Origin of the sequence: Gracilibacillus caseinilyticus (genome assembly GCF_022919115.1) — a bacterium.
In the GTDB taxonomy this organism is placed as follows: domain Bacteria; phylum Bacillota; class Bacilli; order Bacillales; family Amphibacillaceae; genus Gracilibacillus; species Gracilibacillus caseinilyticus.
The window spans coordinates 3,690,495-3,710,036 of sequence record NZ_CP095072.1; the positions used below are offsets into that span (position 1 = coordinate 3,690,495).

The window sequence follows — 19,542 nt, forward strand, 5'->3', positions numbered from 1 at the left end:
TCGTCTATTTTAGTTGTTTTAATCTATCTTTCTTGCTTACAATATCTGTGACACGTACACCAAAGTTTTCATCTATGACAACTACTTCGCCTTTGGCAATCAATTTCTGGTTGACTAGAATATCTACTGGTTCACCTGCCAATTTATCTAGTTCGACAATAGAACCTGAAGATAGTTCAAGGATTTCTTTCACGGTTCGTTTCGTTCTGCCTAATTCCACCGTTACTTGTAATGGGATATCCATTAATAAATCCAAATTTCGTTGTTCTGTATGCTGAAGTGGTGCTTCATCAAAATTAGAGAACGATGCGGATTGCACTTCACTATTATTGCTAGTTGTCTGTCCACCTAATTGTCGAGGCTGATGCTGTTGAGCTTCATGCCGGCTATGCATCTCACGTTGACTTGGTGTTGCTTGATGCTGCTCTTGCTGATGTTGATTGGTTTCATATTCAACTTTCGGTTCTGGTTGAGCTGAAGCCACAGTCTCTATCTCATTCGGTGTATTAAATAATTGATCAACCAAATCTTTCGCGAAAGTAACTGGTAGTAATTGCATAATTTGGGAATCTATTAAATTTCCTATTTTTAGCTGAAAAGAAACTTTTATCAGAGTATCATCATCAGGTGTTAATGATTTCGTTTCTTCTGCCGTTACATCCATGATAGATGTAGTTGGTGGAGAAATATCAATTTTTTTATTAAAAACCGTAGACATACTCGTGGCCGCTGTTCCCATCATTTGATTCATCGCTTCCTGTACAGCACTTAAATGAATCTCATTTAGTTCTGTCGTATCCGGATTTCCTGAACCGCCTAACATAAGGTCAGCAATCACTGCTGCATCCTTAGATTCTAAAACAAATAAATTGGCACCAGTGAATCCTTCAGTATATTTCACTTCAACCCCTACGTACGGTTTAGGAAATTCCTCTCTCATGTCTCCTTTATCAATTACACTGATTGTTGGCGTAGTAATTTCTACTTTTTGACTTAGTATCGTTGATAATGTGGTAGCAGAACTGCCAAACGAAATATTTCCGATTTCGCCTAAGGCATCTTCTTCAATTGATGATAAATATTCACCAGTGGAAGAACTTGTTACTTGTCCATCTTCCTCTGCACTGTTTGATCCATTGAGTAAAGCATCAATCTCATCTTGTGATAACATGCCATCATTCATCATCCGAATCCCCTCCCTTAATGTCGTCTAATACTTGTACAGCTAATTTATGCTTTCTTTTACCGGGCTGGACATGAAATTTCGGTTCTTGATCAACATGTAACTGCAGTGGCTGATCAATCGTGTTGTTGAGCACAATGGTATCATCATGATCAAGGAACAGAAATTCTTCCAATGTAATGGATGTCTCACCTAAAACGACCGATAAATCCAAGCTGGTTTGTTTAATATTATGTGAAATAGATTCATATTCTTCCGGCTTACGTTCCTTGGACGTTTCATTTTGCATCCAGTAATGAACCGATAATTTCGGAATGATTGGCTCAAGAACGACATGAGGGATACAAATGTTGATCATACCACTGCTATCACCAATTGTCGTATCTAATGAAACGACAACGACGGTTTCATTAGGCGAGACCAATTGTAGAAATTGCGGATTCACCTCAAAGTCTTCTAGAATCGGATCAATGTCCGCTACACTCCCCCATGCTTCTTGCAAATTGTCTAATGCTTTCTCAAACAGTTGTGACATGAGTGTTGTCTCTATTTCTGTTAAACTATCAATTTTGTTAATACTTCTTCCTCTTCCACCTAGCATTCGATCAAGCATCGCATATGCAATATTAGGGTTAAATTCAAAAATAATTCTGCCATCCAACGGCTCAACACTGTACACATTTAAAATTGTCTTGGTTGGAATCGAACGGATGAATTCTTCATACGGAATCTGATCAACAGATGCCACTGCAATATGTACATATGTCCTTAACTGAGCTGAAAAATAAGTGGATAACAACCGCGCAAAATTATCATGAATTCTTGATATACTTCGTATCTGATCTTTTGAAAAGCGCAAAGCTCGTTTAAAATCATACACTTTTACTTTTTTGTCTTTTTCTTCTTCTTTTAGTTGATTTGCATCCATTTCACCCGATGACAAAGCGGATAATAAGGCGTCAATTTCATTTTGTGAAAGAACTTCATCTGCCATAACTTCACCTCCATTTCGGAGTTATGATTACTGAATGACTTTACTTACAATCAATACATCAATGATTTGACCTTGTGTCATTTGATCATTCATCGCATGCTTCATATTATCTTCTAACTCCGTCAAGTTCTCTTTAAAATCATTTGCCGTCAGGTCTACTGACAATTTAATAAACTGATTTTTGATCTGAAATTCTCTTTTCTGGATTTCTTCTAGTGCATCAGAGCTGTTGGTGATAAATTGGAATTGAATAAGAACAAAATTTCCATCATTCAGATCGGTACGAATCTCTTCAGTTGTATAAGAATATTTCACCATGTCATCGATCGACATTTCTTCTCCTTCTGCAGTAGTCTGATTCATCAGAAAATAAAGAACACCTGCGCCGGCAATGGTAATAAATACTAATATGATGACAAGGATTCTTATTAATTTAGGATTCATTTTGTTGTTCACCTACTTCTCGTTGCAGTTGATATAAACCAATATGCTTATAAAATTCTGTGATTTTTTGTTTCACCACTACTTCCTGTTCTTTCACAAATAATTTCTTCTGATTAATTAAGGTGATCGTTGTATCAGGAAGTGATTCCACTCGCTCTACAAACACCGCGTTGATTGTTAACCGATCACCGTTTAGTTTTGTTAATGTAATCATAGCTGAAGAGAGTCAAGGATATAGAGCTGCCTTAACTCTCAGCCTCCCTTTTTATCGTTTTAGATTTACTAATTCTTGCAAAATTTCATCAGAAGTCGTAATAATTCGAGTATTTGCCTGAAAACCACGTTGTGCGGTAATCATTTCGGTGAATTCTTCTGACAAATCCACATTGGACATTTCTAACGCACCAGATACGACCGATGCTGTACCATCTGATTCAGGTTCAAAGAGGAAGTTACCTTCATCGTCCTCCATCCTTCCAGCGTTCACCGAATTTTGGAACATGTTTGAACCAGTTTTATTTAAACCACCTGGGTTTGAAAACTTAGCGACAAGAATTTGACCAGCTTCTTGTGTTTCTCCATCCTGAATGTAGTTAACAATACCGTTACTTTGAATACTGAAACTCTCCGCTGTATCAGGGATTTTGATTCTGGATGTACCATCAATTGGATTACCATCCGCATCTGTTCCATTTTGACCTAATAAATATTGACCATTAGCATTAACGATATAACCTTCATTATCAAGATAAAGATTACCAGCTCGTGAATAACTGATATCCATTTCCTCTGTTGTTGCGCCATCAATGTTCTCACCAGTAGCAAAAACAAACATTCCGTCCCCTTCAAGCTGCAAATCTAACGGCCGGCCAGTCGTCTGACGGTTACCTTGTGTATGCACATTGTCAATCGACCCAAGCTGAACCCCTGTTCCTACTTGAGAGGGGTTAATACCACCTCTGATATTTGTCGGGCCGCTTGCACCTGATACCGATTGACTCATCATATCCTGAAAGGTAACACGACCTTTCTTATAACCCGTTGTGTTCACATTGGCGATGTTATTTCCGATAACATCCAGCTTTGTTTGGAAACCTTTTAAACCTGAAATACCAGCATACATTGATCTTAACATTGTAAAACTCCTTTTCTATTGATTAATCGGCGTCGCATCTGTCGGTCCGCGACGGTTAAGCCTCTCCTTAATGAGTCCAGCTTATTCCATAATAATTGTGCCTGTAATATTCGTAAAAATCTTACTTTTCAGCTCTGCTATTTCCATAGCAGTAATCACTGTTTTATTGTTCGCATTGACTACAAAGGCTGCCTGATCCGTAATAACAAGTGATTCTTTCACACCTTTTTGGCTTGCTTCTTGCAGCTTACTTTCTATTTTGGTCCACTGTTCATTTGTGACTTCAATGTTTCTTGACTGCATACGTTGCTGAGCATGCTTGCTAATTTGTATCGAGTGCTGCTGGGATAAAACATCTTTAAACGGAACCGCTGAAGATGTACTTGGTGTATTTTTTTTAGTTCCAGGAAGGATAGTGGGATGAAAAGCGTGAATCCTGTTGACCATCGAATCCCTCCCTATACTTCAGTCTCGTCAGTTTTTGTTTCGGAATCTATTTCAGTATCACTGTCTTCTTTTGTTCCAGCCTGTGAGATACGCAGAATTTCATCCGTATAAATCTTCTGACCATTTTCTAGTTCAATCACAGCATAACCTTGTTGTTCCGAAATCGCCACGACATTACTAGTTACGATTTCTTTCGGCTCTGCTATCTCTCCCGTTTCTTCATCAAGTCTGTAATACTCCACTTCTTCTCCTATTAAATGGCTATATTGAATGACAGGTGAAACGGATTGATTAACGACCAAAGACTCGATTGCACTAGACATATTCATCATTTGTTCCAATGAAGAGAAAGTCGCCATCTGCGAAATAAATTCTTTATCTTCCATCGGATTTAATGGATCTTGATTTTGCAACTGTGTCATCAAAATTCTTAAGAATTCATCTTTTCCCAAACTAGAACTCGTGGTTCTTGTCTGTGTCTGATTAGATAAATAATAACTGGAATCAATATTTGTCATTTTTTCACCTACACTTTCGCATCCATTAAAAGATCCTTGAAATTCAACGGATCTTGTTCATCACCTTCTTGGGATTGCTGATCCTGACTATTCGCCTCTTGCTCTTGACCATTTTCATCTGACTGTTCCTGTTCTTGAGACCAGGAAGACTCGTTGCTTGATGTCACCGTATCTTGTCGTTCAATGGCAACCTGATTTGGTGAAAACATGTGGCGCAATTGGTGTAGATTACCCTCTAACAGGTCTTTTGCGCTTTGAGATGCCACCATCATTTTGACCACCATCTCGCCATTTACTTGTGTGAGTCGAACGGTAACATCACCCAATGACTCAGGTTGCAGCCTCAACATCAATTGATTTGTACCATTTGGCAACTTCATAAAGTTACTTTTCTGGATGGCTAGATTAAATTGGTCCAGTAATTGCTTCTGTGCTAATTGCTGATCATCACCTGTATGCTGCACGTGAATAACATATTGCTGCACCTTGGAAGTAACCATTTGTGAAGAAGCTTGCATATCCACTCTGGTTTGCGTCACTTCTTGCTTCGTGGTCCCCCCATACTGCTCGATTGCATTTTGTATCCACTTCGCTATATCTTGCTGTGTTACCTGCTGAGCTTGACCGTAATGTTTGTTCATCACCTGACGATTTTGGAAATTTTTCAACAGCTTGTTCCATACTTGAATTGTAGCGCTCGATTCGTCTTTTTTCAGCATAGCTGTCAGGTTGTTTTGAGTTGATTGATCCTGATTCGACCATTGTCTCAACAGATCGATTAGCTGTTTGTAATCCTGGCTTGTTAATGATTGTTTTTGCAATTGACCCAACATTCTTTCGGTAGATTTTATGATGTTCTCTAATCGTGTTTGATTATCTTCGCCTTGAAACCATTGACTACCCGAAAATTGTAACGACATTGATGTATCAGGATTTCTTGTCAATTTTCCATCAGAAACCACCGATTGGTTCAGTTGATCAATAGTTTGCAAGAGTACTAGATTATCCGGTGCGACTTCACCTTTTTCCATTTGTTGCATGACCTTATCCAAGATATCCTTCAACTCACCCTGATCGAATGTCGACTGTTTTTTTACATCTTTCAAAAATTCTTCTGGCAGTACTTCTTGATCGACTAATTGCTGTAATAATTCTAGAAATGGTTGCTTCAGATCTTGTTCCGCATCGGGCTGAACACGGGCCAAAAATTTTCGAAAACTTCCAGATTCCTGCAGCGTGTTAGTTGCACTCTGTTGTATAGTTGTTTGATTTAATTGAGCCATTATATTTTGCGTGATGTACAATTTTTCACCTCCTTTCAAATCAAATCCCAAAAAATTACTGTGCAAGAAGTTCCGCTGAGTACGTTGCTGCCATTTCGGCTTCCATTTCAGAAAGTATTTCCGCTCGAACTTCCGCATCTAACTGCTCCAATACCGGAATTACAGTAGCTTGCTCCATATTGGCTAGAATGTCAGCGGCATTCTTCGGTTTCATTTCTTCAAACGTGACAGACATTTCCTGAAAGGCTTGATTGTCATCTTCACTTGCTTCTTCTTCGTTACTTGTTTGATTCAGCTGTTCATTTAAGGAGCTAACGGTTGTTTCTAACTCTTCTATCGTATCCGTCTTCGTCTGCACTTCTGCTTCTAGCTCTTCCATTTGTCCCTCTAATTGTGTAATGGTATCCTCTTTTGCTAAGAGTTGATTTTCGTGTAACTCTTCCTTATCTGTTGTTACAGTGTCTTCCAGGAAAGGTATTTTATTAATCGTTTCTTTCGTAAACTTTGTGACATTGACATCCGTCGCAAAGAGAATGATGAATGTCATGATTAAGGCAAAAAGTAAAGATACCACAATGACAACTAACCATTGAAACAAGCCTGGTTTTTTTTCTTTACTCTTCATTGAATTGGTGGCCATTTTTTCACCTGCCCCTACTGTCTGTATACTGACGAATGGAAATCTCATCCATCATCATTGCTTCCTTATGCTGTTCTAATTGCAGAAATTCCAGTTGCTTATGCTGGAGCAAATGATCAATTTTTTTCACTTCCACATATTGCACAGTTACTTGCTCTTGTTGTTGATTCATTTGCTTTCTCGCCTGATCCACTTTACGTTGTACCGATAAAATGGTAGGGGCTAGAAAATCCAAGTATTGCTGATAGGATTGTAACTGATCAATTTGAGTTCGATCTGAGAGCGACGCCACGTATTGTGCTTCGATTCTTTCTTTCTTTTGTAATAATTCATATAAGAGCTCTGCTTGCTTTTCGAAAGTGGCGACAACCTCCTGTAATTTCATCTGGGCTTCCTGTTTCTCGTTTTCTCTCAACATTTTTATCTTTTCGTAACCGACAAGTTGTTTCATTAGGATTGGCTCCTTCTGGCAATTTCCTCTAATTGCGTAATCGCAGTCTTATCATCACATTTGTCATCCATATCCTGTTTTAAGATGTTTAAAATGCTTGGCTGCAACTGAATCGCTTGATCGACAACAGGGTTAGAGCCTCTTTTATAAGCACCAATCTGTATTAGCTCTTCATTGTCTTCATACCTCGCAAGGAGAGTACGGATTTTTTGGATTACGTCAAGCCGTTCTTTGGAAATAATTTGCGGCATCACTCTGCTGACGGACTTCAGTACATTAATCGCAGGGAATTGACCTTTTTCTGCAAGACTGCGATCTAGTATAAAGTGGCCGTCTAAAATCCCTCTCGTCGTATCTGCAATTGGTTCATTAAAATCATCGCCGTCTACCAGTACAGTATAAAAAGCGGTGATAGATCCATTCATACTCGTCCCTGTGCGTTCCAATAATGAAGGTAACATCGCAAAAACTGATGGCGTATATCCTTTTGTTGTCGGCGGCTCACCGATTGCCAGTCCAATTTCCCGCTGAGCCATGGCTACCCTTGTTACCGAATCCATCATTAAGTTCACTTCATAGCCTAAATCGCGAAAATACTCACTAATGGCTGTTGCAGTATACGCCCCTTTAATTCTCATTAGTGCTGATTGATCAGAGGTGGCCACTACTACTATCGATTTTTTTAAGCCTTCAGGACCTAAATCTCGTTCGATAAATTCTTTCACTTCTCGTCCACGTTCTCCGATAAGCGCAATCACATTTATATCGGCACTACTGTTACGGGCGATCATGCCGAGCAATGTACTCTTGCCAACACCGCTTCCTGCGAATATCCCGACACGTTGCCCTTTGCCGACAGTTAACATAGCATCAATTGCCTTGACACCTATTTGCAAAGGAGCTTGAATTCTTGGTCGTTGTAATGGATTAGGTGGTGCTTGCTCCGTTGGAAATAATTTCAATCCTTTAGGCAGATGTGAACCATCTAGCATTTTCCCGGTAGAATCTAGTACTTTTCCAATCAGCCCTCTGCCTATTTTAATTTGCAATGCATTTTTCGTGGCTTCTACTAAACAGCCTGAACCGATATTATGAAGTGATGAATAAGGCATTAGTAAAACTTTCTCATTATAAAACCCAATGACCTCTGCCATGATTTTTTCATCTTTTTTCTTCGTATGGATATAACACACTTCTCCGATTCTTGCTTCTGGACCTTTCGATTCGATGAGCAGTCCAATCACACGATCGACTTTTCCATATCTCTTATACGGATCCAAATGTTGAATTTCATCCAATATCATTTGTGTATTCACGTGTGATCTCCTCCACAACATACGAAAGCTGGTTTCTTATTTCTTCCAGTTGAGTATCTACCGAAGCGTCTATTTTGCCAAAAGGCGTCTCAATCATGATTTGTTCTCCATCCAAGATAGAAGATGGATAAATCATGAACTCGATATCTTTGATCAAAATCGCGCTTAATTCTTCTTTGTATTCCTGAATAACAGGGTAATATTGAGCAGAAACAAACAATGTCACAGAAGGATGTTCTTTGACCTGATTCATTAACGATTTTGCTAGTCCGACGAATTTTGAATGATCTTCATCCAGTGATTGCTGAATGATTTTCTCTGCTACCGCTAAAGATAAATTCAAAATTGTCTCATCACTTTCTGCAACAATTTTATGATATTCCTTGTTGGCGGTCTGCAACACATCCTGCGCCTCCGTTATTAATGACTGAAATTGCGTCGTACTATCCTGTTTCCCCTGTTGAAACCCTTGTTGATAACCCTCTTGTTGAGCCTGTTCTATGTACTGTTGGCGTTCTGCTTCCCAGTTGGTTCGGAGTTTGTCAATTTCTTGTTGAGCTTCGAACTTGAGTTGTTCTGTTTGCTGTAATGTGTTATTCAACTGCTGTTTTGCATTTGCTATTTGTTTACTGATATCTTCTTTTTCTGTCGAAAACCCTTCATATTCTGAGCGAGAAGATGGGGTTTCGACTTTTCGTAATTGAATCTGTCTGGGCGGCAAAGAATGATGATTAGACAATAATATCATCTCCTCCGCCTCTGGCGATGACAATTTCGCCAACTTCCTCCAGACGTCTGATCACGGCAACAATTCGCGATTGTGATTCTTCTACATCACGTAATCGTACTGGTCCCATGAATTCCATCTCTTCTTTAAACGTTTCAACCATACGAGTAGACATGTTACTGAAGACAACTTCCTTCACTTCATCACTTGCCACTTTAAGCGATAAGCGCAGGTCATCGTTTTCGACTTCACGTATTACTCGCTGGATTGCTCTATTATCCAATGTTACGATATCTTCAAATACAAACATCCTTTTCTTAATCTCATCCGCTAACTCAGGATCATCAATTTCCAATGTATCCAAAATGGTCCGTTCCGTACTACGATCGACACCATTTAACACTTCCACTACGGATTGAATACCACCAGTCTGTGTATAATCCTGTGATACAGTAGTAGACAATTTACGCTCCAAAATTTGTTCGACTTCTGCAATAATTTCTGGAGAAGTTGAGTCCATTACCGCAATTCGTTTCGCAATATCTGCTTGCATCTCTTGTGGTAACTCTGACAAAATTTGGGCAGACTGTTCCGCATCCAAATACGATAGAACAAGTGCGATCGTTTGTGGATGCTCGTTTTGAATAAAATTAATAATTTGTCCCGGCTCTGCTTTTCTGGCAAAATCAAATGGTTTCACTTGCAAAGAGGAGGTTAAACGTTTGATGATATCATCCGCTTTATCCTCTCCTAACGCTTTTTCTAAAACAGTCTTTGCGTAACTAATACCACCTTGGGAAATATAGTCCTGCGCCATCGCTATTTCGTGAAATTGTTCGAGTATTTCTTCCTTTTGATTCCCATCCACTTTCTTTACAGACGAAATTTCCAACGTTAGCTTTTCGATTTCTTCTGGCGTTAGATGTTTATAGACTTGAGCAGAAACATCAGGACCTAAAGAGATTAATAAAATAGCTGCTTTTTGTTTGCCTGTTAATGTTTGTCTTTTTGCCATCTTAACTAACCTCCTTTAATCCTCGGAAATCCAGCTTCGCAACAGTTTGGCAAAATCTTCAGGTTTATCTGCTGCATATTTCTCTAACTGTTTCCGTCTGATAGTATTGTCGGAATCCTCAGCTTGCGTAATTGGCGGGATCTCCTGATCCTCATAAGTCGTCGTTTCCATTTCTTCTACAATATCATTTTCTGCTCGATTTCTCCGAAGCATCCAAATAAGGACGATAATCGCTAAGATTAACAAACCTCCTACAATATAAACCCACATCGGTATCGCTGTCGTAACAGTAGGAGTCGATAACGTATCCGTTCCCTCAAATGGTTGAAAAACGATCGAGACCTTTTCATTTGGCGTCACTTCACCATAAGATTTATCAATCGATGTGGCGATAATAGAATCCAATATAGAAGCGACACTCTCTTCAACATTTGCCTGCTCTTGAGCAGAAAGTAGTTCTGTTTCACCGTTTTCATTCAACCTTGAGTTATCGATCGCAACCTGAATACCTAAATCCCTGACTTTATAAGGGCTTTCGACGATATCTTTTTTGATCCGGTTAAATTCATTGTTAACGGATTCCTTCACCAATTCGTAATCGCCGACATTCCCTTCAGTATCAGCTGGATAATTGGCAATCTCACCATCTTCTACCCCAGCAGCACTGTCTTCAGGCTGGGCACCAGTGAATGACTCCGTTATCGTTTCGACACTGACAGGTAACGTATCATTCTCTTCGTCAACTGGTTCAACTATCTCTTCTACTCTTTGCTCTTGTGTAAAATCAATATCCGTAGAAACAGATATAGCTACTTTGTTCATCCCAATCATAGATCCTAGCATTTTCTTAACATTACGCTCGATGTCTGATTCAATGTCTGACTTAATTTGCTGTTGCGATGTATATGTATTGCTATTATCAAATGAATTTTCATTATTCAAATCAAAATACTCAAAATGTTGGTTCATAATGACGATATTATCATTAGAAAGGTTCGGTACTGATTTTGATACTAAATTATATAATGCATTAATCTCACTTGGTTCGAATTGATAGCCAGCAGCTGTCTGGATTACAATCGATGCAGAGGAAGCTTCCTGCTGATCGCTGATAAACACCGGATCTTCAGGAATATTTAATTTGACTTCCGCACCATCTATCCCTTCTATCTGCATGATTAAATTAGCTAATTCCGTTTGCATAGCGTCGAGTTTCATTACTTCAAATTCATTATCCGTAACACCAAACGAACTATTCTCTGCAAAAAAAGAATAGTCTATGCTGCCGCTATCCGGTATCCCTTGTGCAGCAAGTTCTACTAGCAGTGAATCTGCCATTGCCTCTGGAACTTGCACACCTGTTCCGGATTCAGTAATCTCATAGCTTACATTACGAGCATCCAATTCTTCGGTAATTTGACCGACTTCCTGCAGTGACAAATCACTGTATAACGGTACCATGCCGTTTTGAGAAGAAGTCCAGAACGCAGCTATAATAATAGCCGCTAACAACAAACCGATTACACCAAAAAGTAGCCCTTTTTGTTTTTTGGATATGGAACTGTAAAAGCTAGCCGCTTTTTCCTTGTATTGCTTCAATTTCTCGTTCATTTTTTGCCCCCAAAAATCATTACTTGCATACTACTATTTGTTAGACTTGCATTCTCATCACTTCGTTGTATGCATCGACTACTTTTTTCTGAACTTGTACGCCTGTTTGCAACATAATACTCGCTTTTTGTGCGGTAATCATTACATCATGCAAATCGTCAATTTCACCATTTGCCAGTGCTTGTGTCTTTTTGTCAGATTCGACCTGCGCTTGATTAATACTCTCTACTGCTTGTTTTAAATTATCCGCAAAATTTTGTTGTGACTGACCAACTGTTTGGGTTGGTAGTGCTGTTGTTTGAATGTTGTTAGATTGGATATTTTCTAATGAATAGATATTCATTCTTTTCACTCCCACCCATTATTATTTACCTATTTCCAGCGCCTTCATCAGCATGGTTTTGGATGCGTTAAGCGCTGTGACATTTGCCTCATAAGATCTAGTAGCACTCATCATGTCAACCATTTCTTGCAAAGGATCAACATTAGGTATTTCGACATACCCTTCTTCATTCGCATCAGGATGATTCGGATTATATACTAGCTGAAAAGGCTCATCGTCTTCTACAATATCTGATACCTTCACTCCGTTCCCAGCACTGCTTGATCCCGTAGTCGCCTGGTTGAGTACAGAAGAAAAGCTTTGTCCCTTTGAACCGAAAACCGTCATTTTTCTTCGATATGGTTCATATTCACCATTTTCATTCATGGTAGCCCTTGTCGTATCTGCATTAGCAATATTGGAGGAGATCGTGTCCATACGAAGACGTTGAGCAGTTAAACCACTCCCACTTGTATTAATTGCATTAAAAATTGACATTGTTAATTTCCTCCCCTAATGACGCTCTGCAGACTGGAAAACTTCCCATTAATCCGATCGACTAGTGCCTGATAATAAATTTGATTTTTTGCCAAGTCTGTCATCTCTTTATCCACATCAACATTATTGCCGTTGTGGTTATATGTAGAACTCGTATTTGTTGTGACTCGAACAGCAGATGATTCTGTCGAAAAATCAAGATGTCTTGCATCCGTTCTGGACGTTTTAAACCCTTTAGACAACTCGTCGTTAAGAATATTATTGAATTGCACACTTTTTGCTTTGTAGTTTGGAGTATCGACATTAGCGATATTATTGGCTATGGTCTGGTTTTTTACTGAAGCATACTGCAACGAATTTTCTAATGATTGGATCGTTCCTCCAAATAAAGACATAAAAAATCCTCCACTTTTTTTAATATAAACCGTCATAAAATTGAATTTCCTATCGAATATTGTAAAATAATTTCGATGAAGTGTCTATGACTTATCGTCATATTCTGACTAAAGTAGTGCAAGTTTTTTAAAAAAATAGGTCAAAAGAATTATTAATGTTTTTGTAGTTTTAGCGAAAACCTAATTCATTGTGACCTTTGAATCATTCATGATTAGTAATAAAATAACAAAAAATTCACAAAAAAAGTTCCTCACAACAAAATGTGAGGAACTTTTTCCTTATATTGATCCTTAAAAAGATTACAAATTAACCATGCACACTTACATTTATCACCAGTACAACTAACAACTTATATATGATAATGCTTTAACTCTCGTAAGAACTTATCATTCAACACTTTAATATAAGTACCTTTCATCCCTAACGATCTTGATTCAATAACACCTGCACTCTCTAACTTACGCAGTGCATTAACAATAACTGAACGTGTAATACCGACTCTGTCCGCTATTTTACTAGCAACCAGTAGTCCTTCAATACCATTTAACTCTTCAAAGATGTGCTCAATTGCTTCTAATTCACTATATGAAAGTGAGCTGATTGCCATTTGTACGACAGCTTTACTACGAGCTTCTTCTTCAATTTCTTCTGTTTTTTCGTGAAGGATTTCCATTCCGACTACCGTTGCACCATATTCTGCTAAAATCAAATCATCATCATTAAAACTATCTGACAAACGACTTAAAATCAATGTACCTAAGCGTTGTCCACCACCAATAATTGGTACAATAGTTGTTAAACCATTCTGAAACAAATCACGGTTCTCTACAGGGAATGCCGTATATTCACTTTCGATATCCAAATTTGTAGTGGTAGCTGTGATATTAAATAAATTATCGGTATACGTTTCTGGAAATTGTCGTTCCTCCAGCATTTTCTTCATTCGTTCATTTTCTATTTGCTGGTTGATCGCAAATCCTAATAATTTTCCTTTTCGACTGACAATAAAAATATTCGCTCCAATTACATCACGTAATGTTTTGGACATGTCTGAAAAGTCAACGGATTTCCCCTTTGTCTTTTGAAGCATGGCATTAATTTTCCTCGTTTTATCTAATAGTTCCATATTATTTCACCATCCATTTTTTATAAAATAAATTGACTTAAATCTTTGTTCGTTGCGATTGTTTTTAATTTCTCATTTACATAGTTTTCTGTAATTTCTACATTTCCTATACCAATGTCAGATGCTTCATAGGATAATTCCTCTAATAACTTCTCTAAAATAGTGTGTAATCTTCTTGCACCGATATTATCCGTTTCCTGATTCACCTGATAAGCTATCTCTGCCAAGCGATTGATGGCTTCCTCTGTAAAGGTAATCGTAATGCCTTCTGTCTCCAGCAATGCTTTATATTGCTTTATTAACGCATTTGAAGGTTCTTCCAGTATTCGTTTGAAATCAGCTACAGTCAATTTCTCGAATTCAACCCGAATCGGAAAACGCCCCTGTAACTCCGGTATCAAATCAGAAGGCTTTGCCATATGAAAGGCACCTGCTGCAATGAAAAGCATGTGATCTGTTTTAACCGGTCCATACTTCGTAACAATGGATGAACCTTCTACGATCGGCAGAATGTCACGTTGTACCCCTTCCCGAGAGACATTGGCTGATTGCTCTTGCTTCACTGCAATCTTGTCCATTTCGTCAATGAAAATGATACCGGTTTGTTCGGCTCGTTCAACCGCTTGCTGTGTCACGTAATCCATATCAATTAACTTCTGAGCTTCCTGTTGTGTTAATACTTTTCTAGCATCCTTTACTGCTAATGTACGTTTCTTTTTCTTTTTAGGAAATAGCTGGCCAAAAGCATCTTGCATGTTCATGCCCATTTGTTCCATCCCTGATCCTTGCAGCATATCAAACATATTAGCTGACTGTTCCTCGACTTCAATGGTTACCATGCGATCTTCTAATTCACCTAATTCCAACATTTTTTTCGTCTGCTGCCGTTGTTGTCTAATACTGTTGTCGGCTTCCAAGGAGTTACCATTATCTTCTTGCTGTTCCTCATCTTGATTCGCATTCATAAAGAAGTCAAAAGGATTTTTTGAATTATTTGATTTCTTTTTCGACGGAACGAGCAATTCTACAATTCGTTTATTAGCTTGCTTCTCCGCTTTATCCTGTACTTCAGCCATTGCTTCTTCCTTTACCATTCGAACAGCCGTCTCGACAAGATCCCGTACCATTGATTCCACGTCACGGCCAACATAACCGACCTCTGTATATTTGGTTGCTTCAATTTTAATAAATGGGGCTCCAACTAATCTTGCTAATCTTCTTGCTACTTCTGTTTTTCCGACTCCCGTTGGACCAATCATTAAAATATTTTTCGGTACTATTTCATGACGTAATTCCTCAGGCAGCTGCATTCGTCGATATCGATTCCGCAAAGCAACCGCTACTGCTTTTTTGGCATCTGTCTGGCCAATTATGTATTCATTTAATTTTTCCACAATTTGTTTTGGTGTAAAGTCGATGGACATATCCTTCACCCTTTCTTATTCCAGTTCTTCGAGAATTAACTGATCATTTGTAAACACACAAATCTCGCCTGCAATTTCCAGTGACGCACGAGCGATATCTTTCGCTTCCATATTAGATGCATGTTGTTTCAAAGCTCTTCCGGCACTAAGTGCATAATGTCCGCCAGAACCGATCGCCAGAATTCCATCATCTGGTTCAATAACTTCGCCTGTACCCGATACAAGTAATAATTCATCTTTGTTCATTACAATCAGCATCGCTTCAAGCTTTCTTAAGTATTTATCATTGCGCCAGTCTTTCGCCAATTCTACTGCTGCTCGTGATAGATTACCATCGTGTGTTTCTAATTTGGTCTCGAAGCTTTCAAAAAGCGTAAATGCATCAGCTACTGAACCAGCAAAACCCGCCAAAACTTGGTCACGATACAACCGTCTTACTTTTTTTGCTGTGTGCTTCATCACAACCTGGTTGCCAAATGTAACCTGACCATCGCCACACATCGCGGACTTGCCATTGTGCTGGATAGCAAATATGGTTGTTGCATGAAAAGTACCCATCTCCATTCCTCCTATCGTTTAGCTCGTGGATGAGCATCCCTGTATACGTTATTTAAGCGGTCCTTTGAGACGTGTGTATAGATTTGTGTAGAAGATAAGTGAGCATGTCCTAAAAGCTCTTGTACCGCCCTTAAATCCGCTCCATTATCAAGCAGATGAGTAGCAAAGCTGTGTCTCAACTTATGTGGATGAATATGTAATGTCATAGCGGACTCCTCCACCAACCTATTCATAATCATACGGATACCTCTTGTTGTTAACGGATTACCACGTGCATTTAGAAAAAGATAATTACCTGGCTGACTTTTTTGTGATATCAGTTGATCACGACTTTCTAATATATAGGTTTGAATCGCTCGCTGTGCAAAACCTCCTAAAGGGACATATCTTTCCTTGTTCCCTTTTCCTTGCACAAAAATCGTCTGTAATTCGAAATCAATATCTTCTATCCGAATCTTTACACATTCACTAACTCGGATACCTGTTCCGTACAACAATTCCAATATCGCCATATTTCGTTGTCCTAACGCAGTCGTTGTATCAATCGACTCAAACAAAACATCGATCTCTTCCAGATACATAAACTCAGGAATAGTATAGTCACGTTTAGGCAATTGCAAATGTACAAACGGATTTTCTTTAACGATTTGCTCTCTGACTAAAAATTTATAAAAGGAACGTAAGGAAGAAATATATCTGTTAACCGACCTTTTGGACAAATCGCGTGCATATAATGTGGTTAAAAAAGTACGAATCACACCATAATCTACTTCATGTAAAGAGATCAGACCCTGCTCTTTTAAAAATGTAAAAAAGACGGATATATCCTGTTCATAAGCTTCTATCGTTAATTTGGTTGCATTTTTTTCGATTTTTAAATAATCAACATATAATAACCAGCTTTTATAAAAATTCATAGATCACCTCTAAATGCGTTAAAATATTAACACAATAGCATAGAGTCTGCAATTATGTTTGCAAAATTGTCACTACTTTCTTCATTATTACATGGTTTCCCTTGTTGACAGTGCTTTAAACCATTACATAGTGACCCTTTCTTTCATCTTAACATTAAATGGTTCCTTATAGAAAAGAAAAAGTGAAGCTTACTATATTTCAAGCAAGCTCCACTCTTGTCAGCCTTGTTCTTCCTCTTTATAATCACATGAGGAACATTGAACCTGTACTTTTTTCTTCGATCTCTTCTCAACTAACATTTGATCACATTTTGGACAACTTCTGCCTACTGGCTTATCCCAGGAGAGGAAATCACAATCCGGATAGTTATCACAGCCGTAGAAGATTCTTCTTTTCTTCGATTTTCTCTCTACGATGTTTCCATCTTTACATTTCGGGCAATCCACACCGATTTCTTTTAAGATAGGCTTGGTGTTACGACAGTCCGGGAAGTTCGAGCAAGCAAGGAACTTTCCGTATCTTCCCATTTTATAAACCATCTCATGCCCACATTTCTCGCAATCAATGCCAGCTGGTTCATCACGAATTTCAACTTTTTCCATTTCTTCATCCGCTGTTTCCAGCCGCTTCTTGAAACCTTGATAGAATTGATCGATGATGTTAACCCATTTTGTTTTTCCTTCTTCGATAGCATCCAAATCGCCTTCCATTTTGACAGTGAATGCAACATCGATAATTTCCGGGAAGAATTCTTCCATAATCGTATTGACCATTTCACCAAGTTCTGTCGGAACGAAACGTCGGCTATCCAATGCTACATAACCGCGACGTTGTATGGTATCCAATGTCGGAGCATAAGTCGAAGGACGACCAATGCCTTCCTCTTCCATTGTTTTGACCAATCTTGCTTCCGTATAGCGAGGAGGCGGCTGTGTGAAATGCTGTTGCGGCTTCATTTCATCAGAATTAACTGTTTCGCCCTCTATTAAATCAGGCAGCCATTTATCTTTTTGTTTATTAGGATCATCAGAGCTCTCCGTGTATACCTTCATGAACCCTTTAAATTTAACTTTAGAACCATTCGCTCTGAACTCTACTCCCTGGTTAGTTAAATGGACAGTCATTGTATCCATTACAGCAGGTGCCATTTGGCTGGCGATAAATCGTTCCCAGATTAATTTATAAAGCTTAAATTGATCCCTCGAAAGAATTGTTTTCAATGAATCCGGATCACGTAAAGCATTGGTTGGACGGATTGCCTCATGGGCATCCTGTGCACCTTCTGCATTTTTAGACTTGTTGCTGTAACCATTAAATTCCTTCCCATAGTTACTCGTAATAAAATCCTTAGCCTGTGCTTTCGCCGTATCCGAAACCCGCGTCGAATCTGTACGCATATAGGTAATTAAGCCGGTAATGCCACCTTCACGTTTACCTAAGTCAATTCCTTCATATAATTGCTGAGCAACCATCATCGTCTTCCGAGCTCTGAAATTTAACTTTCTCGCGGCTTCCTGTTGTAAACTGGAAGTAGTAAAAGAAGGAGATGGATTTCGTTTTCTTTCTCTTTTGTTTACTTTTTCAACAAGAAAATCTTTACCTTTAATGGTCTGTAAAATCGCATCCACATCTTCCCTCGAATGCAGTGCTTGTTTTTTACCACCTTGACCGTAAAAGCTTCCTTCGAACTTTTGGCGACCTTTTTTAAAGTTAGACTCTATGCTCCAATACTCTTCAGGCTTAAAGTTTTTAATTTCATTTTCGCGGTCAATAATCATTTTCACAGCAACTGACTGCACACGTCCTGCACTTAGACCTTTTTTAACTTTTTGCCATAATAACGGACTGATATTATAACCAACTAATCTATCTAAAATTCTTCTAGCCTGTTGCGCATCTACTAAATCCATGTTAATGGTTCTAGGATGCTTAAATGATTCTTTTACTGCATCTTTTGTTATTTCATTAAACACTACGCGGCATTTAGAATCCAATTCAATATTTAAACTGTGGGCTAAATGCCAGGCAATAGCTTCCCCTTCACGATCCGGATCGGCTGCCAGAAACACTTGATCTGCTTTTTTAGCAGCTGTTTTTAATTCTTTTAAGACGGGACCTTTCCCTCTAATCGTAATATATTTTGGTTCAAAGTTATCTTCTTCATGTACACCCATTTGACTTTTAGGTAAGTCACGAACATGGCCCATAGATGCTCTTACTTTATATTTTTTCCCTAGATATCTTTCAATTGTTTTGGCTTTTGCCGGTGATTCAACGATTACTAGATATTGTGCCATTATTGTTACACCCTCCCGAGAGGCAAAATCAACTCAGATTGTTTCATTAATTATTTTTTCTTTGTAGAACGAGTTCAAAAAGTTATGATCATGAACTGCAAGTATACTTGTTAATGAAGAAACAAGCCTGTCTAGAAGTTCATAGACATGATTCCCGTTTTTTGAACTTCGTCTTTCAGATATGATAAATCTTCCCTATTATTAAATACTTTGTTAGGGTTTGTCAATCAAAGCAGTAG

The 19,542-nt window shown here is 38.6% G+C and carries 22 protein-coding genes; all 22 read right to left on the reverse strand.

Annotated features, from left to right (window positions below; genetic code table 11):
- Positions 1 to 4: 4 nt before the first annotated feature.
- On the reverse strand, positions 5 to 1,186 hold the full coding sequence (gene fliY / locus MUN88_RS17700; protein ID WP_244717495.1) for a flagellar motor switch phosphatase FliY: 1,182 nt from the start codon (positions 1,184 to 1,186) through the stop codon (positions 5 to 7).
- Complete coding sequence (gene fliM / locus MUN88_RS17705; protein ID WP_244717497.1) at positions 1,176 to 2,177, reverse strand: flagellar motor switch protein FliM; 1,002 nt, start codon at positions 2,175 to 2,177, stop codon at positions 1,176 to 1,178. Before fliM ends, fliY begins: the two co-directional genes overlap by 11 nt.
- Before the next feature lie 27 nt (positions 2,178 to 2,204).
- Positions 2,205 to 2,621, reverse strand: coding sequence for a flagellar basal body-associated FliL family protein (locus tag MUN88_RS17710; RefSeq protein ID WP_244717499.1), 417 nt, complete (start codon positions 2,619 to 2,621; stop codon positions 2,205 to 2,207).
- On the reverse strand, positions 2,611 to 2,835 hold the full coding sequence (locus MUN88_RS17715; RefSeq protein WP_244717502.1) for a flagellar FlbD family protein: 225 nt from the start codon (positions 2,833 to 2,835) through the stop codon (positions 2,611 to 2,613). The genes MUN88_RS17710 and MUN88_RS17715 overlap by 11 nt, the downstream gene beginning before the upstream one ends.
- Positions 2,836 to 2,886: 51 nt before the next feature.
- Positions 2,887 to 3,756: a flagellar basal body rod protein FlgG gene (gene flgG / locus MUN88_RS17720; protein ID WP_244717505.1), complete on the reverse strand. Its 870-nt coding sequence runs from the start codon at positions 3,754 to 3,756 to the stop codon at positions 2,887 to 2,889.
- Between the two features lie 81 nt (positions 3,757 to 3,837).
- Positions 3,838 to 4,203 carry a TIGR02530 family flagellar biosynthesis protein gene (locus MUN88_RS17725; protein ID WP_244717508.1) on the reverse strand — a complete coding sequence of 122 codons (366 nt, stop codon included), beginning with the start codon at positions 4,201 to 4,203 and terminating at the stop codon, positions 3,838 to 3,840.
- Positions 4,204 to 4,214: 11 nt separating this feature from the next.
- Positions 4,215 to 4,721, reverse strand: a complete 507-nt coding sequence (flgD, locus tag MUN88_RS17730) for a flagellar hook assembly protein FlgD (RefSeq protein ID WP_244717511.1) — start codon at positions 4,719 to 4,721, stop codon at positions 4,215 to 4,217.
- Between the two features lie 8 nt (positions 4,722 to 4,729).
- Entirely contained in the window at positions 4,730 to 6,025 is a 1,296-nt protein-coding gene (locus MUN88_RS17735; RefSeq protein WP_244717514.1) for a flagellar hook-length control protein FliK, read from the reverse strand.
- 34 nt (positions 6,026 to 6,059) lie between these two features.
- Positions 6,060 to 6,644 carry a MotE family protein gene (locus MUN88_RS17740; RefSeq protein ID WP_244717517.1) on the reverse strand — a complete coding sequence of 195 codons (585 nt, stop codon included), beginning with the start codon at positions 6,642 to 6,644 and terminating at the stop codon, positions 6,060 to 6,062.
- A 4-nt stretch (positions 6,645 to 6,648) separates the two neighbouring features.
- Positions 6,649 to 7,095 carry a flagellar export protein FliJ gene (gene fliJ, locus MUN88_RS17745; protein ID WP_244717520.1) on the reverse strand — a complete coding sequence of 149 codons (447 nt, stop codon included), beginning with the start codon at positions 7,093 to 7,095 and terminating at the stop codon, positions 6,649 to 6,651.
- Positions 7,095 to 8,411, reverse strand: coding sequence for a flagellar protein export ATPase FliI (fliI, locus tag MUN88_RS17750; RefSeq protein WP_244717523.1), 1,317 nt, complete (start codon positions 8,409 to 8,411; stop codon positions 7,095 to 7,097). Before fliI ends, fliJ begins: the two co-directional genes overlap by 1 nt.
- On the reverse strand, positions 8,386 to 9,150 hold the full coding sequence (gene fliH / locus MUN88_RS17755) for a flagellar assembly protein FliH (RefSeq protein WP_244717526.1): 765 nt from the start codon (positions 9,148 to 9,150) through the stop codon (positions 8,386 to 8,388). Before fliH ends, fliI begins: the two co-directional genes overlap by 26 nt.
- Positions 9,143 to 10,153 carry a flagellar motor switch protein FliG gene (fliG, locus tag MUN88_RS17760; RefSeq protein WP_244717529.1) on the reverse strand — a complete coding sequence of 337 codons (1,011 nt, stop codon included), beginning with the start codon at positions 10,151 to 10,153 and terminating at the stop codon, positions 9,143 to 9,145. Before fliG ends, fliH begins: the two co-directional genes overlap by 8 nt.
- Positions 10,154 to 10,168: 15 nt before the next feature.
- Positions 10,169 to 11,764 (reverse strand): flagellar basal-body MS-ring/collar protein FliF, encoded by a 1,596-nt coding sequence (gene fliF, locus MUN88_RS17765; RefSeq protein WP_244717532.1) that lies wholly within the window; start codon positions 11,762 to 11,764, stop codon positions 10,169 to 10,171.
- A 40-nt stretch (positions 11,765 to 11,804) separates the two neighbouring features.
- Positions 11,805 to 12,107 carry a flagellar hook-basal body complex protein FliE gene (fliE, locus tag MUN88_RS17770; RefSeq protein ID WP_244717536.1) on the reverse strand — a complete coding sequence of 101 codons (303 nt, stop codon included), beginning with the start codon at positions 12,105 to 12,107 and terminating at the stop codon, positions 11,805 to 11,807.
- Between the two features lie 21 nt (positions 12,108 to 12,128).
- A complete protein-coding gene (flgC, locus tag MUN88_RS17775) occupies positions 12,129 to 12,584 on the reverse strand; it encodes a flagellar basal body rod protein FlgC (RefSeq protein ID WP_244717539.1) in 456 nt (151 codons plus the stop codon).
- Positions 12,585 to 12,586: 2 nt separating this feature from the next.
- Positions 12,587 to 12,979: a flagellar basal body rod protein FlgB gene (gene flgB / locus MUN88_RS17780; RefSeq protein WP_244717542.1), complete on the reverse strand. Its 393-nt coding sequence runs from the start codon at positions 12,977 to 12,979 to the stop codon at positions 12,587 to 12,589.
- A 350-nt stretch (positions 12,980 to 13,329) separates the two neighbouring features.
- Entirely contained in the window at positions 13,330 to 14,106 is a 777-nt protein-coding gene (gene codY / locus MUN88_RS17785; RefSeq protein WP_244717545.1) for a GTP-sensing pleiotropic transcriptional regulator CodY, read from the reverse strand.
- Positions 14,107 to 14,126: 20 nt separating this feature from the next.
- On the reverse strand, positions 14,127 to 15,530 hold the full coding sequence (gene hslU, locus MUN88_RS17790; protein WP_244717548.1) for an ATP-dependent protease ATPase subunit HslU: 1,404 nt from the start codon (positions 15,528 to 15,530) through the stop codon (positions 14,127 to 14,129).
- A gap of 15 nt (positions 15,531 to 15,545) precedes the next feature.
- Positions 15,546 to 16,088 (reverse strand): ATP-dependent protease subunit HslV, encoded by a 543-nt coding sequence (hslV, locus tag MUN88_RS17795; RefSeq protein WP_244717551.1) that lies wholly within the window; start codon positions 16,086 to 16,088, stop codon positions 15,546 to 15,548.
- An 11-nt stretch (positions 16,089 to 16,099) separates the two neighbouring features.
- Entirely contained in the window at positions 16,100 to 17,005 is a 906-nt protein-coding gene (gene xerC / locus MUN88_RS17800; protein ID WP_244717554.1) for a tyrosine recombinase XerC, read from the reverse strand.
- A gap of 219 nt (positions 17,006 to 17,224) precedes the next feature.
- The gene (gene topA / locus MUN88_RS17805; RefSeq protein WP_244717557.1) at positions 17,225 to 19,303 is read right to left on the reverse strand and encodes a type I DNA topoisomerase; all 2,079 of its coding nucleotides are present in this window, start codon (positions 19,301 to 19,303) and stop codon (positions 17,225 to 17,227) included.
- Positions 19,304 to 19,542: the final 239 nt, after the last annotated feature.